Source organism: Pseudomonas putida (assembly GCF_009883635.2).
Lineage (GTDB): Bacteria > Pseudomonadota > Gammaproteobacteria > Pseudomonadales > Pseudomonadaceae > Aquipseudomonas > Aquipseudomonas putida_W.
This window is the reverse complement of sequence record NZ_CP026115.2, coordinates 5,040,299-5,055,578: the sequence shown is the minus strand read 5'-3', so window position 1 is coordinate 5,055,578 and position 15,280 is coordinate 5,040,299. Positions and strand designations below refer to the sequence as shown.

The 15,280-nt window shown below is 61.7% G+C and carries 15 protein-coding genes and 1 pseudogene; 7 read left to right on the top strand and 9 right to left on the bottom strand.

The genetic code is table 11. From position 1 onward, the window contains the following. Positions 1-195 precede the first annotated feature (195 nt). From C2H86_RS23110 to C2H86_RS23090, 5 genes are all read left to right on the top strand, one after another. Positions 196-1,797 (top strand): long-chain fatty acid--CoA ligase, encoded by a 1,602-nt coding sequence (locus tag C2H86_RS23110; RefSeq protein ID WP_240349732.1) that lies wholly within the window; start codon positions 196-198, stop codon positions 1,795-1,797. Between the two features lie 88 nt (positions 1,798-1,885). Then, positions 1,886-2,215, top strand: a complete 330-nt coding sequence (locus tag C2H86_RS23105) for a DUF485 domain-containing protein (protein ID WP_159409999.1) — start codon at positions 1,886-1,888, stop codon at positions 2,213-2,215. Beyond that, positions 2,212-3,867: a cation acetate symporter gene (locus C2H86_RS23100; protein ID WP_159409998.1), complete on the top strand. Its 1,656-nt coding sequence runs from the start codon at positions 2,212-2,214 to the stop codon at positions 3,865-3,867. Before C2H86_RS23105 ends, C2H86_RS23100 begins: the two co-directional genes overlap by 4 nt. A 64-nt stretch (positions 3,868-3,931) precedes the next feature. Continuing rightward, positions 3,932-5,698, top strand: a complete 1,767-nt coding sequence (locus tag C2H86_RS23095; RefSeq protein ID WP_159409997.1) for an acyl-CoA dehydrogenase C-terminal domain-containing protein — start codon at positions 3,932-3,934, stop codon at positions 5,696-5,698. A gap of 180 nt (positions 5,699-5,878) precedes the next feature. Continuing rightward, complete coding sequence (locus C2H86_RS23090; RefSeq protein ID WP_346266726.1) at positions 5,879-6,325, top strand: OprD family outer membrane porin; 447 nt, start codon at positions 5,879-5,881, stop codon at positions 6,323-6,325. Between the two features lie 78 nt (positions 6,326-6,403). On the opposite strand, the gene C2H86_RS23085 is transcribed toward C2H86_RS23090, so the two are convergent. The 5 genes from C2H86_RS23085 to hchA form a co-directional block, all read right to left on the bottom strand. Then, complete coding sequence (locus C2H86_RS23085; protein ID WP_159409996.1) at positions 6,404-6,697, bottom strand: putative quinol monooxygenase; 294 nt, start codon at positions 6,695-6,697, stop codon at positions 6,404-6,406. Positions 6,698-6,747: 50 nt separating this feature from the next. Then, on the bottom strand, positions 6,748-7,122 hold the full coding sequence (locus C2H86_RS23080) for an acetoacetate decarboxylase family protein (protein WP_159409995.1): 375 nt from the start codon (positions 7,120-7,122) through the stop codon (positions 6,748-6,750). Between the two features lie 279 nt (positions 7,123-7,401). After that, complete coding sequence (locus C2H86_RS23075) at positions 7,402-7,959, bottom strand: SDR family NAD(P)-dependent oxidoreductase (protein WP_159409994.1); 558 nt, start codon at positions 7,957-7,959, stop codon at positions 7,402-7,404. Positions 7,960-7,972: 13 nt separating this feature from the next. Beyond that, on the bottom strand, positions 7,973-8,674 hold the full coding sequence (locus C2H86_RS23070; RefSeq protein WP_240349632.1) for a PA1136 family autoinducer-binding transcriptional regulator: 702 nt from the start codon (positions 8,672-8,674) through the stop codon (positions 7,973-7,975). A 23-nt stretch (positions 8,675-8,697) separates the two neighbouring features. After that, the gene (hchA, locus tag C2H86_RS23065) at positions 8,698-9,576 is read right to left on the bottom strand and encodes a glyoxalase III HchA (RefSeq protein WP_159409992.1); all 879 of its coding nucleotides are present in this window, start codon (positions 9,574-9,576) and stop codon (positions 8,698-8,700) included. Positions 9,577-9,746: 170 nt separating this feature from the next. Between hchA and C2H86_RS23060 the strand changes: the two are divergent. Next, positions 9,747-9,926: pseudogene (locus C2H86_RS23060) on the top strand (transposase); the annotation flags it as partial. Positions 9,927-10,116: 190 nt separating this feature from the next. Then, entirely contained in the window at positions 10,117-10,971 is an 855-nt protein-coding gene (locus C2H86_RS23055; RefSeq protein WP_159409991.1) for a LysR family transcriptional regulator, read from the top strand. Positions 10,972-10,999: 28 nt separating this feature from the next. On the opposite strand, the gene arfB is transcribed toward C2H86_RS23055, so the two are convergent. The 4 genes from arfB to codB form a co-directional block, all read right to left on the bottom strand. After that, positions 11,000-11,413, bottom strand: a complete 414-nt coding sequence (arfB, locus tag C2H86_RS23050) for an alternative ribosome rescue aminoacyl-tRNA hydrolase ArfB (protein WP_159409990.1) — start codon at positions 11,411-11,413, stop codon at positions 11,000-11,002. 91 nt (positions 11,414-11,504) lie between these two features. Further along, a complete protein-coding gene (gene codA / locus C2H86_RS23045; RefSeq protein WP_159409989.1) occupies positions 11,505-12,746 on the bottom strand; it encodes a cytosine deaminase in 1,242 nt (413 codons plus the stop codon). 4 nt (positions 12,747-12,750) lie between these two features. Then, on the bottom strand, positions 12,751-13,968 hold the full coding sequence (locus C2H86_RS23040; protein WP_159409988.1) for a PucR family transcriptional regulator: 1,218 nt from the start codon (positions 13,966-13,968) through the stop codon (positions 12,751-12,753). Further along, on the bottom strand, positions 13,965-15,230 hold the full coding sequence (gene codB / locus C2H86_RS23035) for a cytosine permease (protein ID WP_159409987.1): 1,266 nt from the start codon (positions 15,228-15,230) through the stop codon (positions 13,965-13,967). Before codB ends, C2H86_RS23040 begins: the two co-directional genes overlap by 4 nt. Positions 15,231-15,280 lie beyond the last annotated feature (50 nt).

The window sequence follows — 15,280 nt, the reverse complement described above, 5'->3', positions numbered from 1 at the left end:
GCACCACTGCCCTTCTCCGTCTTGACCGCCGACATCCAAAATTCGCCACCTCACTGATTTAAAAGGGTTTTATTTATAAAGAAAAAAGTTTAAGGCACTTGGCACAGCGCTTGCTCCCTCCTGTTTCAGGGTTGCCACCCTCACGTGCGCAGCCCTCTCCAATAAAAAACAAGGCAGGAGGTGCCTGTGCTAGGCATGATGATGAGCTTCAACCTGAGTATCACCGCCATCATGCGGCAGGCCCTCATGGTTGCTGCCGAAACCGAAATCGTCTCGTTGTTCTCCAGCGGTCAGGTGCATAGATACACGTATGCCGATGCATTCGCTCGCGCACGTCGCCTGGCCAATGCGCTGGATGCAATGGACTGCCCCATGAATGCGCGGGTCGGCACGCTGGCCTGGAACGACCATCGGCATTTCGAACTGCATTATGCGATCCCGTGTTCAGGGCGCATCTGTCATACCATCAACCCCAAGCTATTCCCTGAACAGATCAGCTACATCATTCGCCACGCCGAAGACGATGTGCTCTTCGTCGACCCCCAGTTCGTACCGTTGCTGGAAAGCATCCAGCATGAAATCAGCAGCGTGCGTCGGTTTATCGTGCTTTGCGCGGCGGACGCATTGCCCGTCAGCACCTTACCCAATCTGCTCAGCTACGAGGCGTTGCTCCAGGCGGCCGATCACGACTATGACTGGCCCGACCTCGATGAACACCAAAGCAGTGGGTTGTGCTACACCTCGGGGACGACGGGCAACCCCAAGGGCGTCCTGGCAAGCCATCGCAGCACCGTTCTGCACGGCATGGCCCAGAACATGGCCGACAACGTAGGGTTGCGGGCACTCGATGTCGTCATGCCCATGGTGCCGATGTTTCACGTCAATGCCTGGGGCATGCCTTACAACGCAGCCATGGTGGGTGCCAAGCTGGTGCTGCCAGGCCCTTGGGTCGGCGATGCGGGCACCATGGTCAAATTGATCAATGATGAAAAGGTCAGTTTCTCCCTGGGCGTGCCGACGCTCTGGGCCAACATTTCGCAATACCTCGATGCCCAGGGCGGCACGATCCCCTCCTTGCAGCGCGCCGTCAGTGGCGGTGCCGCCTGCCCGCTTGCATTGATCAAGGCCATGCGCCGCTATGGCGTTGCCCTGGAGAACGGCTGGGGGATGACCGAACTGAGCCCAATGGGCAGCTACAACCGACACCAACCTTGGTATGACGAGCTCGCGGATGACCTCTGCGACAAGCAACTGCTCAAATCAGGCAGGTCGTTGTTCGGCGTCGAGATGCGCATCGTCGATGAAAGCCAGCGCCCCCTCCCCCACGACGGCCAGAGTGCGGGGTCGCTACAAGTGCGAGGCCCTTGGGTTCGCAGTGGATACTTCGGCGAAGCGCCCTGCGAGGGTTGGTTCGACACCGGCGACGTGGCGACCATCGACCCCTGCGGCTACCTGTTGATCACCGACCGCATCAAGGATGTGATCAAGTCCGGCGGAGAGTGGATCTGCTCGGTAGAAATCGAGAACGCCGTCATGGCACACCCGCAAGTTGCCGAGGCGGCCGTCATTGCTATCCCGCACGCTCGCTGGAGTGAGCGCCCGCTACTGGTCATCGTCCCCCGGCACGCCGAAACAGCCCCCACGCATGAAGAGCTCATGGCGTTTTTGAACGGCAAGATACCGAAATGGTGGATGCCGGACGGCTGTGAGTACCTGGACGAACTGCCCCATACCGCGACCGGCAAGGTCAGCAAGAAGACGCTGCGAGAGCGCTTCGCCACCTACGTACAGCCCTGACCGACTCCATCCCTGGCGCATTGCCCCGATGACTCGCTCCTGAGTGGGTCACGGGACGGTTTCAACAACAAAAACAAGCGGAGCCAGCATGAACATCTCGTCCAACGCCTATGCAAGCCACTGTCAGCGCATATTCGCAAACCCCCGATTCAAGGTGCTTGTCCAGTCTCGGTCGATATTGACGTGGCGCCTGAGCCTGCTGGTGCTTTGCGCCTATTTCGCCTTCATGGGTGTCGCCGCGTGCTGGCCCGGCCTGCTTCATTCACAGCTTTATCAAGGCAGCCACCTCAGTTGGGGTATTCCTGTCGCGGTCATGCTCATCCTGAGCACCTGGTTGCTGACGGGCTGGTACGTGTATCGCGCGAACACCCATTTCGACAGCCTCAGTGCCAGCATCGTCGAGGAGGGCCAGGCATGAAGCGTCCCTGCGCCCTGCTCAGTCTCGTCTGCCTGCAGCCTGCCTTCGCCGCAGCGGCCGACGCTGCGCAACCGAGCGGCATCAACCTGCACGCCATCGGCATGTTCTTGCTGTTTGTCTCCATGACCTTGCTGATCACCTGGTGGGCAGCCCGGCGAACCCGCTCCACCAGTGACTTCTACACGGCCGGCGGCGGGATCAGCGGCCTGCAGAATGGCCTAGCGATCGCCGGAGACTACATGTCGGCCTCCACATTGCTGGGGCTGTCCAGCATGGTCTTTGCCAAAGGCTATGACGGCATCATCTACGTGACCGGCTTCTTCGTCGGCTGGCCAATTCTCACGTTCCTCATGGCCGAGCGCATGCGCAATCTGGGGCGCTATACCTTTGCCGACATCGTCTCGTTCCGGCTCGACCCCAAACGCGTTCGAGTCCTTGCCGCCTGTGGCTCGCTGACGGTGGTCTGCTGCTACCTGCTTCTACAGATGGTAGGTGCGGGCCAGTTGATCAAGCTGCTGTTCGGCCTGGACTACACCGTTGCGGTGGTCGTGGTGGGTTTGCTCATGCTGGTGTACGTCATCTTCGGTGGCATGCTGGCCACCACCTGGGTGCAGATCACCAAAGCAGTCTTGCTGCTCGTCGGCGGGACGGCGCTCATGCTGCTTGCGCTGGCGCCTTTTGACTTCAGCCTCGAGCGCTTGGCGCAGCGTGCGATAGAAACGCATGCCGCTGGCTGGACAATCATGGGGCCCGGTAGCATGCTGGCCAACCCTGTGAACGTTGCGTCCATGGCCCTGGGCCTGGTGTTCGGCCTGGCCGGCCTGCCACACATCCTGATGCGCTTCTTCACCGTCCCCAATGCGCGCGAGGCGCGAAAGTCGGTGTTCTATGCCTCGGGACTCATTGGCTACTTCTTCCTGGTGGTGGCCGTACTTGGCTTCGCTGCGATCGTCATCGTCGGCACGGATCCAAGCTACTTCGTCGATGGCAAAGTCGGGGGTGCGCTGCTCGGTGGCAGCAACATGGTCGCCATGCACCTGGCCAAGGCGGTGGGTGGGGACCTGTTCCTCGGCTTCCTGTCTGCGGTGGCATTCGCCACCATTCTCGCCGTGGTCGCAGGGCTCACGCTGGCCGGTGCCTCGGCCATCTCCCATGACCTCTACGCGATGGTCATCCAGTCCGGGGCGGCCAACGAGGCCCAGGAAATGCGCGTTTCCCGAGCCGCGGTGGTGCTCCTGAGCTTGCTGGCCATGGCGCTGGGCATTCTGTTCGAGCAGGTCAACATCGCCTTCCTGGTCGGCCTCACGTTCGGCATCGCGGCCTCTGCCAATTTCCCGGTGCTGTTCATGGCCATGTACTGGAAGGGCCTGACCACCAGAGGTGCCATCTACGGCGGCCTGACTGGGCTCGTGTCGGCGCTGGGCCTGGTGACCCTGTCCCCGACGGTCTGGGTCACGGTCCTTGGGCACGAGCAGGCCATCTTCCCCTATGACCACCCGGCATTGTTCTCGATGCCATTGACGTTCCTGGTCATCGTCGTGGTCTCCCGACTCGACCGCAGCGCAAGAGCGGCAAAAGACCGGGACGGCTTCGATGATCAGTTGGTCCGAGCCCAGACCGGCCTGGGGACCGAGGGTGCCCACGAGCACTGACGTATCGGCCATGTCTGCACACTCGCCGTACCTTCAGCCACACACTTTCCAAGAGGTTCAGCCCATGCCCGACTACAAGGCGCCCCTGCGTGATATGCGTTTTCTGCTCAACGAGGTATTCGATGCCCCTGGTCTCTGGCAGACGTTGCCGGCCCTGGCCGAGCGCATTGACAGCACGGTGGCCGACGCCATCCTCGAGGAGGCGGCAAAACTCACCGCAGGCCTGATCGCGCCCCTTAATCGCAGCGGCGACGAACAAGGGGTGCAATGGGAAAACGGTTTGGTAAGAACGCCTGCGGGCTTTCGTGAAGCCTACGCCACGTATGCCGAAGGTGGCTGGGTGGGCCTGGCCGGCAACCCTGAGTATGGTGGGATGGGCATGCCTAAAATGCTCTCGGTGCAGTTCGAGGAGATGGCCTATGCGGCCAACGCCAGTTTCGCACTGTATTCCACACTGTCGGCAGGTGCCTGCCTGGCCCTCGACGCTCACGCCAGCGAGGCGCTCAAGGCCAAGTACCTGCCGGCAATGTATGAAGGTCGCTGGGCAGGCTCCATGTGCCTGACCGAACCACAGGCAGGCAGCGACCTGGGACTGATCCGCACGAAGGCAACGGTAAACGCCGACGGTAGCTATGCCATTACCGGCAGCAAGATCTTCATCACCGGTGGAGAACAGGATCTCACCGAGAACATCATCCACCTGGTGTTGGCCAAGCTCCCTGACGCACCGCCCGGCTCCCGAGGCATTTCGCTATTCCTTGTGCCCAAAGTGCTGGTCGAGGACGACGGTACCCTCGCCGCGCGCAATGCAGTGACCTGCGGCGCCATCGAGCACAAGATGGGCATCAAGGCTTCAGCCACTTGTGTGATGAACTTCGACGGTGCCACAGGCTGGCTGGTGGGCGAGCCGAACAAGGGGCTGGCAGCCATGTTCACCATGATGAACTACGAGCGCCTGTCCATTGGTATCCAGGGCATCGGTTGTGCCGCACGGTCCTACCAGGCTGCCGTGGACTACGCGCGCGAGCGTCGCCAAAGCCGGTCGCCACTGGGCGCGCAACTGAAGCACGATGCCGCCGACCCGATCATTGTGCACCCCGACGTACGCCGCATGTTGCTGACCATGAAGGCCTTTAACGAAGGCGGCCGTGCCTTCGCGACCTATCTCGGACAGCACCTTGATATCGCCAAGTACGCCGTCCACTCCGAAGAGCGCGCCCGTGCCGAGGCGCTGGTGGCGCTGCTCACCCCAGTCGCAAAGGCGTTCTTCACCGATACCGGCCTGGAATCTTGTGTGCACGGCCAGCAGGTGTTTGGCGGCCATGGCTACATTCGCGAGTGGGGCCAGGAACAGTTGGTCCGCGATGTGCGCATCGCGCAGATCTATGAGGGCACCAACGGTATCCAGGCGCTGGATTTGGTTACGCGCAAGGTCCTGGCAAACGGCGGTGAGCTGTTCTCGTTGTTTGCGCAGGAGATCCGCACCTTCGTAGACGCGTCGCCACACGACGTATTCAGTCGCCGCCTGTTGGAAGCGCTGGGCCAACTGGAAGCCCTCACCCACCATTTGCTGGAAACGGCCGGCGCAAACCCATACGAAGCCGGTGCCGCTGCCGTCGACTACCTGCACGTATTCGGCTACACCGCCTACGCCTACATGTGGGCACGCATGGCACGGAGCGCGGGCGGCAAGGCAGAGCACTTCTATCAAGCCAAACTGGCCACCGCACACTTCTATTTCGACCGCCTCCTTCCGCGTATCGAATCCCTGATCAGCGCGGCGCGCGCCGGTAGCGCCTGCCTTTACGTGCTGGACGCCAATCAGTTCTGACGCTTGGACTTTGCGCGGCCCATGCGCCTTGGGGCCGCGCTCTTTTTACCCCGACGCATGACCCACACGCCCCACGCGCCGGCTCGATCAGCGCGCTAACCATCTGTTCTTCATTTCCCGACGGGCACTTGCCCGCCGCAGACCCGACTGTGCCATCAATAACAACAAGAGGAAGTCGACGTGCCAAGAACCACACTGACAACGTACCTTTTATGGGGCGCGAGCATACTGGCCCCGGTTTTTTCAACCGAAGCCAAGATGCTCGAAGACTCGACCGCATCACTGGAGTTGCGCAACTTCTACATGAATCGTGATTTTCGCCAGAGCACTGCGACGCAGGCCAAAGCTCAGGAGTGGGCTCAGGGTTTCCCGATGCGCTACCAATCAGGCTTCAGTGACGGGGCTCTAGGATTTGGACTGGACGGTCTCGGCCTACTGGGCTTGAAACTGGACTCAGGGGGAGGCAGGAGCGGCACGCAAATGCTCAAGCAGGACCGGGAAACCCGACGGGCTCAAGACGAGTACGCCGAACTGGGACTGACGGTGAAAATGAGGCTTTCCCACTCTCTGGTGCGCCTGGGCCCTCGGCCAGCCACTTCGGCAATGACCTGGACGATAACCGACTGATACTTGGCTACACCTTCTCGTTCCAGTAATACCGATGACCTGGCCGACGCCGTCAGCCAGGTCAACTGTTCAGCCTGCTCAGCACACGCGCCGATACTTGCTGACCTGCGGTGCGCCCTGCAACCATCCCGCAACCTGGGAAAGCGCAGCAGCAAGGTGCTCGGATCGCCAATGCGCCGCCTCGTTGTCTTCGTCTTGCCATACTTCAAAAGACGTCAGCTGCAACGGATCTTCCAGCGATTGATAGTAGCCATAGTCCAGGCACCCCGGCTCCAGCAGGGTGTGTTGGCTCAGGGTAGCCAACACCGCTAGCACTTCTTCCAACCCCTGGGCTTTGACCATGAAGCTGGCGGTGACATACAACGTAGACATCTGCGGGTCACTCCCCGTCAAAAGTTGCAAAGGCGCGCCGACATCCACGCCTACTTGAGGTAGTCGTGAACGACCTTGCCCGGCGCCAACATGAAGTTGCCAAGCGTATGACGCACCGCCACGATCTCACGAACGGGTAGCGCGGCGATCGGTACTGCCTGGTGGTCGAACAGATCAAGGCTCGCGGCCCCCGTCCAGGCCTCCTTGAGTTCCACGGTCGAGTACTCGAATCTCACCAGTTCGGCTATGCGTGGGGTCTTGCCGTCGACATCTGGAATTACCTTGAGCACCACCCCGGGCGTGCGCATGGACTTCGTTGCCTCGGCCAGGTCGACCTCTTTGTACTTGTACGCCATGCTCGCCCGGGCGACCACGGTGCCGTCATACTCGAGCGTGCCGACATAGGACTCATTGTTCTGACCCACACGAGGATGGTAATACCCGCCGTGAGTAAAACTTGTCTGCGCGAAAGATCAACTGGGCAATTCATCATTATTTCCCCTGATAGATTGATTCGAAACTGCCAACTTTGCGCACAGACCGACATCATCACGGCGGCAAAGCCGACTCGACTGAGCGCTGCGACGGTCTACTAATCGAGCTGTGTTCTACCCAAAGACTGGAACCACGACACATTGTCCCAATACGCTTTCATTGAGCGAATGAGCCCGTCATCAGCCAGCGTGAGGGGCGCGATATCCTGCCTAGACGCGTCGACTCCATACATCTGACTGCTCTTTCTTGACCATGGCTTCGGCGCTGGCCGGTCGCACCGTCCGGTAGGCAGGTTTGTCTTCTTCAATCACCGCTGCAATGGCGTTGATCATCTCGGCGGGATCATGTTGGCGATCGAGCTCACGCAATGGCCAATGAGCGACAATACGGTCACCGAGACTCCACCACTGATCCATGGTCTGCATTCCGGTATCGTTGAAGCCTGTGCGATAGGCCCCTGGGTTGAAAACCGAGCGAAACACTGACATCGGTATCTCGACGACCGGCCCTGACTCCATGATGCCCGCGTTGTTGAACAGCACATCGATCTCGATTGCCAATGCATGCTTTCGGTCAATCTCGTTGAGCACATCGAGCTTGATGACCTGCATCTGGACCCCTGCCGCCATCGCGGCGTTGCGCAGCTCCCAGACCTGGGGCCAGATCTGGCATCCGGCGATGACCTTGTGTCCTCGCTCAGCCAGCGTCCACGCTACACCTCTGCCCAAGCCGGTTGCCGCACCTGTCACCAGCACGGATTTACTCATCACGCGGCCCTCCTCAGTCGCCAAGTTCACCAAGGTCGCCATTGCGAATGGCGATCTTGATGGCTTGCGCAGTCGTTACCACCCCAAGGCGGCGGCGTGCCGCCCGCAAATGATTTTCCACGGTGCGTTCCGATAAACCGAGCGCTGCGGCGATGTCGGCCTGACGTCGACCAGCAGCCGTCCAGGTCAACACCTCGCGCTCTCGGGCTGACAACTGCCTGACCACGTCACCGGCGGGTAACTCCAGCAACCGGCGAGCGGAAAAAAATGCGGCGGTGGCCACGACACCCAGAAGCACACGAACATCGGGGCTGCTATGGACCTGGTCCCCTCCCAGACTCATGGCGCCCTCAAGACCCAAGGGGCCAAAAACCGGCACCTGCAGGCCGTGTGGGCCGGGTCCAACAGGACGTCGGACCACGCGATAACTACCTCCATTTTCACACTGGGCTTTCGTCCAGAAGAACGGTTCGCGGGCCTCCAGAATGTGACGCGTGACAGGACACCTGCGCACATAGGTTTCAGCATCGACCGTCTGGCCGTCGCTCCACCAATTGCCTTCAACCCAATAAATGCGGTCAACCACATCGTCCTGTACCGGTGACGCAGAAAACAGAACGAAACGATCGTAGCCGAAGCGCTTGGCAAAGGCGCGAACAGCGTCCTGAAGCAAAGAAAGTTGTGAGACCCTCTCTAGCTCCAAGACGGTTTTCAAGGCAGCGTCGGCTACACCAGTAGTCACTTTTTAGCGACCTCTTTCAACAACTCTGCTGCCGCTAACTTACCTAATGCATTACCCGCCAGCGGACTGTCCCCGGTCAACAACTTCCGGTCTTTATGGACCGCACCGGAAATATCCTTGTTGATGATCTTTAAGCCCAGGGCAGAAAGTTTTTCACCAAACTTCCAGGTTAAATGGCCTGGCATGTAGCCAATGTCTGGGGTCTTGGCATCGAGATCATCGGGGAACGCGCAGATTTCGTATCCGTTGAAAATATAGGAGTCTTTGCTCTGGCCAATACCTGCGGCGATTAAAGCAGCGGGGCCGTGACACAAAGAAATCACGAATTTATCCTTATCTGCCGCCCACTCCAGTACCTTCTTCACGTCAGTGCTTTCCGGCAGACCAATCAGTGCTCCGTGGCCACCCGGGATGAAAACCCCAATGTAGTCAGAATCATCACCCAATGCCTGGTCAATCACCTCCGACAGCTTCTTAGGCTGTTTAAATTCATCGCGGTATTTTTCATATAACCCTTTTACCTCGACATCTTCGGATGGCATCGCCCAGAACTCAAACTTCACCGGGTTGCCCGACAACGTCGCGATGTCGAAAGCGAACCCTGCTTTGTCCAGATGATACATCGGGAGCAGTGTTTCTACGGGATGGTTTCCGGTAGAGAACATGGTGCCATTATCCGTCAACAGGTATCGCTCATCTGCGCCAATGACGAGAACTTTCCACCTTCCGCCCGTGTAGGCATCGGGATAGTCGGCACCACTGAGATCGGATTTCGCAGAGGTAAATTGGCTTAGTGAATATGGGGAGGGGAAAAACGCATTGTCCTCAGCTGGATCCGCGGTTGGACGCTTGTCGTCGACTTGTGCATGAGTCATAACTTACTCCACAGTTTCGGCAAAATTCGAGTTCATGCTAGGAGAGTGCCCTAGCACCAGCAATGAGGGATTTCCCTCAGTTCGGATTAATGACAGCTCTCATCACCAGACGTCAGACTGAGATTTTAGTCCATGAACTTGAGCGCTGACGGTGATCGGCTCCACGAGGACTGGCGCATTACACGCGCGCCGCTGCGTCATCGCGAAGAACGCGTGGATCGCCCAAGCAAGTGACCGAGAAAGGCAAACCTGTCGCCGATGTCACCCAGCGCCTGGGCATGTCCGTGCACAGCCTCTACGCCTGGATCAAGGTCTACAGCCAGCCCCAAGAGGAGCGTCAGCCGGATCATCAGCCGGCTGGCCAGTGAACAATGCGGGAAGATGATTGACCCCAGTGATCTGAGTGATACAGCCGATTGATGAAGGCCCTGCTGCCGCCAGCCAAGCGCTGGCGCAACTGCTGGAATACGGTTCAGGCTTGCTGGTCAGTTAGATGGAGTCGATACTCACGCAAATCTTCCATGGCTTTTATCGATACCCATGCGCTACTCCCCCGAAGCCCTCGTCGCCTTTGTCGAAGCCGCCGCCCTCGGCTCTTTTTCCGCCGCCGCGCGCAAGCTGCGCAAGAGCCAGTCGACCATCAGCATCGCCATCGCCAACTTCGAGGCCGACATCGGTTGCCCGCTGTTCGACCGCGCTGGCCGCCACCCCACGCTCAATGCGGCCGGCCATCAGGTGCTGAATCACGTCGAGGCGATCCTCGATGCCAGCGCCAAACTGGATGCCTTGGCCGTGCGCCTGGCTGACCAGGTCGAACCGCTGGTGTCAGTGGTGATGTCCGACAGCTACAGCGTGACCTTCCAGGGCGCGGCGATGGGCCGCTTCGCCGAACACTACCCGCACACCGAGCTGCGCTGCGGCCCCTCCGAAGACGCTGACGTGATCGACCTGGTGCAGCAGGGCCTGGCGCATATCGGCATCCTCGCCGCGCAGGACCGTTACCCCGCGGATGTCAGCGTGGCGCGGCTGCCCGAACAGGCGGAGTTCTGCCTCTATGTCAGCAGCGAACACCCGCTGGCAAAGCTGCCGGCCTTGCAACCGCAGCACCTCGAAAACGAACGCCAGCTGTACATCAAGACCTACGCCCCAAGCCTGCCCCATGGCCACGGCCAAGCGTGGTCGGCACCGGACTACCTGACCTTGCTGGAGTTCGCCGTGCGCGGCTTCGGCTGGGCTGAACTGCCCAAGGCGCTGGTGGCGCGCTTCGGCAATGGCCTGGTGGAGTTGCCCATGGCCGGCTACCCGCGGCGGGTGGCCATGGATGTGGCCTGGTCGCGCCAGCGAGCGCTGGGGCCCGCCGGGCAGTGGCTGGTAGGGCAGTTGCTGGGGCGCTAGGCGAGCTCGCCGGATTTTCCTGACGCGCCTAGAACTCCACCTTGCCCCGGCCCGCCTTGACCGTGCTGCGCCTGGCTTTACCTTCGAGGCGGCGGGTCTTCGAGCCGAGGGTCGGCTTGGTGGGGCGGCGCTTCTTCTCGGTCTTGCCAGCCGTGATGATCAACTCGGCAAGACGCGCCAGTGCGTCAGCGCGGTTCTGCTCCTGGGTGCGGTACTGCTGGGCCTTGATGATCAACACGCCGTCGCCGGTGATGCGACTGTCCCGCAGCGCCAGCAGCCGCTCCTTGTAGAACGCGGGCAGCGACGAAGCGGGAATGTCGAAGCGCAGGTGCACGGCGCTGGACACCTTGTTGACATTCTGCCCACCGGCGCCCTGCGCGCGGATGTAGCTCAGTTCGATTTCGGCATCGGGCAGATGCACGTTGTTGGAGATGGTCAGCATGGCGTGGCCCTTGTGATTGCCCCCCATTATCACAGGCTTCGCCGCTCGTGTATTTCACCAATGCGTGTTTGACTGCCGCTCGCGCCAGCTGTCAGGCAAAGCGTTCGACCTGCGCTGGCGTGCGACGCATCAACACCTTGCCGTTGCGCACCGACACCAGCGCATGGCCCTGGCTGCGGACCATCTCGTAGTCATCCGGCGCCGACAGCAGCAGCAGGTTGGCCGGCCGCCCGACCTCGATGCCATAACGCTCGCCAAGGTGGAGGGTGCGGGCACTGTTGTCGGTGATCAGGTCCAGGCTGCGTTGCAGGTCTTCGTAGCCGAGCATGTGGCAGATGTGCAGCCCGGCTTCGAGAATGCGCAGGATGTTGCCATTGCCCAGCGGGTACCACGGGTCGACGATGGAGTCCTGGCCGAAGCACACGTTCATCCCGGCGCGGTCGATTTCGGCCACGCGGGTCAGCCCGCGGCGCTTGGGGTAGCTGTCGAAGCGCCCTTGCAGGTGGATGCTTTCGGTGGGACACGAGACGAAGTTGATGCCCGACATCTTCAGCAGGCGGAACAGCTTGGAGCAGTAGGCATTGTCGTACGAGCCCATGGCCGTGGTATGGCTGGCGGTCACCCGCGCGCCCATGCCGCGCACCCGCGCCTCTTCGGCCAGCACTTCGAGGAAGCGCGACTGTGGGTCGTCGGTTTCATCGCAATGCACGTCCACCAGGCAGCCGGTACGATCGGCCAGGTCCATGAGGAACTTGATCGACGACACGCCCTGGTCGCGGGTGTTCTCGAAATGCGGGATACCTCCGACCACGTCGGCGCCCATGGCCACCGCCTCGGTCATCAGTGCCCGGCCATTGGCGTACGACTCGATACCCTCCTGGGGGAAGGCGACGATCTGCAGGTCGATCAGATGGCGCACTTCCTCGCGCACTTCGACCATGGCCTTGAGCGCGGTGAGCTTGGGGTCGGTGACGTCGACATGGGTGCGCACGTGCTGGATGCCATGGTCCACCAGCATGCCGATGGTCTTCTTGGCGCGGGTCTTGATGTCGTCGTGGGTGGTGATTGCCTTGCGTTCGGCCCAGCGTTCGATGCCTTCGAACAAGGTGCCGCTCATGTTCCACTTCGGCTCGCCGGCAGTGAGGGTGGCGTCGAGGTGGATGTGCGGCTCGACGAAGGGCGCCACCACCAGGTTCTGCTGGGCGTCCAGGTCATCCGGGATGGCCAGTGCGGCCACGTCAGCCTGTGGCGTGATGGCGGCGATGCGCTCGCCGTCCAGTTCGATGCGGAACAGGCCGTTCTTGCCACGCAGGCGGGCGTTGATGATGTTCATGGCGTTACTCCTTACCTTGGGCTTCGTTCATGCGCCACACAAGCATGGCGACAGAAGCGTTCATGCGAAACAGCGGGTCGTCGAGGGACTGCCCGCTCAGTTGTTCGATACGTTGAATGCGCTGGTTGATGGTGTTGCGGTGCAGGCCCAGGCGCTGGGCTGCCTTGAGCCCGTTGCCGTTTTCCTTGAGCAGGGCGTCGAGGGTGTGCACCAGCACGTGTGGCTGCTTGCGCCCTGGAGCGATCAGCGGGCCCAGGGTCTGGGCGACGAAGTCATCGATCAGCGACCGGTCGACGATACCTTGCAGCAGGCGCAGCACGCCCAGCTCGCTGAAGTCGCAGAAGCCGTTGGCCGGGTGCAGCTGCTGCGCCACCTCCAGGGCCTGGCGCGCCTCGCTGAGCGCCTGACGGTAGTGGGCGCAGTCGGCAGCCAGGCTCGACAGGCCCATGTACAGCGCCAGCTCACCCACCATCGTGCTCAGTTGCCGGTGCAGTGTTGCCAGGGTCACCGGCAGGTCGGCGGCATCCGCCAGCAGCAGCACCTGCAGGTCGCCCGGCAGTTGCGCCGTGACCGTCCCCGGTCGTTCGCGGCACCAGGCTTCGAGCTGGTCTTCCAGGGCCTGGCGGGTAGCCTGCCAGAGGCGCTCGCCCTCGGCCAGGCCATGGCGCTCGAACAGCGGCTCGACGTGCAGCAAGCGCAGCGCCACCACGCGACGCGGCTCATCCAGTGCCAGTTCAAGGTGCGCCGCCCGCTGGCGGGCAATGGCCAGGCTCGGGTAGTCGCCGCTGAGCAACTGGCCGAGGATGTCGTTGCGCGACCGGCGCACCTGGCTCATCTGCACCAGGGCCGTGCCGATCAGGTGGGTGACGATCACCATCTTCAGGGCATAGGGCTGCTCGATCAGCGGCAGGCCCAGTTGCTCGGCACGGGCGATCACTGCCAGCGGGATGCTCTGGATGAAGCTGCCGCCCGTGAGAATCACCATCCCGGCAATGCCCACCGCCTCGCCGTCCTCGACCAGGCTCAGCAGGTTGGCCTCGCCACGCGGGTGGTTAATGCCGGTGACGAACACCAGTTCGCCGCCCATCACCCACTCGGCGATGCCTTCGTTCTCTGCCACGTAGGGCCAGCGCACACGCCGCTGCAGGTTGCGTGTACCGGCGCGCACGGTCATCTCCTGCAGGCCAGGCAAGTGCAGGATCTCGTCCAGTGCCAGGCTCACGGCTCGACACCCGCCTGGCCCAGCGCCCGGCGCCGGCCGCTGATTTCAAGCAGGACGATGTAGCACAGGGCCGAGGCGCCAATACCCACCAGCGGCGCGACCCACGGCGAGGCATAGGCCAGCACCGCACCCAGCGCATAGGCACCAAGGCCCAGGAGGTTGTAGCGCGGCAGCTGCACCGAGGCCAACGCCGGGTACTTGCCGCGGTGGCGATACCAGAAGTCGGCCATGATCACCCCGCCCACGGGCGGAATGATCGAGCCCAGCAGCACCAGGAACGGGATCAGCAATTCATACATGCCGCCGATCGCCAGCACGATGCCCACCGCTGCGGCGACCAGCGTGGCGGTGCGCCGGCGCTCGCTGCGCAGCAAGTGGCAGGCAGCTGCCGAGACGTTGTAGATGGTCGGCCCCTGGATGGTCCAGAGGTTCAGGCAGAGCATCACCACCGCCGCGAACGACAGGCCTTGCAGCATCATCACTTCGACGATGTCGGCCTGCTGGTAGACCATCGCGCACCAGGCGCCGGCGACGACCATCAGGCCGTTGCCGAGCAAAAAGGCGACGATGCTGGCCACCACCGCCACCCGGCCGCTGCGCGACAGCCGGGTCCAGTTGGTGGCCTGGGTGGCCCCGCTGGCGAAGGTGCCGAAAACCATGGTCACCGCAGCCGAGAAGGTCATGGTTTCATGGGGCACCACTGCCGCCAGGCCGGCAAAGCCCCCGGCATCGGCGGTGGCGATGTACATCGACACCAGCAGCAGCGCGAACATCAGCGGCACCGACACCCGCGACAGCAGGTCCAGGCCCTTGAAGCCGATGATCGCGGTGATGCTGAAGCCCAGGCCGAACAGCACCATCAACGGCACCGTGTAGCCGCCCGCCAGGCCCAGCAACTTGACCAGCACGATCGCCACGGTCGCGGTGCCCCAGGCGTACCAGCCAAGTTCTGCGAAACCCAGCAGGAAGTCGGAAAGCCGGCTGCCCGCCTCGCCGAAACAGAAGCGCCCCATCAGCACGGTGTTCAAGCCGCTGCGCGAGGCGATGAAGGCCAGGGCTGCGGCATACAGTGCCAGCAAGGTGTTGCCGACGGCGGCGACCCACAGCATGTCGACAAAGTTGAAGGCCATGCCCAATTTGCCACCGGCAAACATGGTGCCGGTGAAGAAGGTAAAGCTGAACAGCACCATGGCAATGGGCAGCAGCCCCTTGCGCGAGGATGGCGGGGCTTCGCATAGCGGGAATTCGGTAGGTGAGCTCATGGCACGGTGCTCCGGGTTGTCGTTGCGACAAGGGGGAGCAATATGCGAGC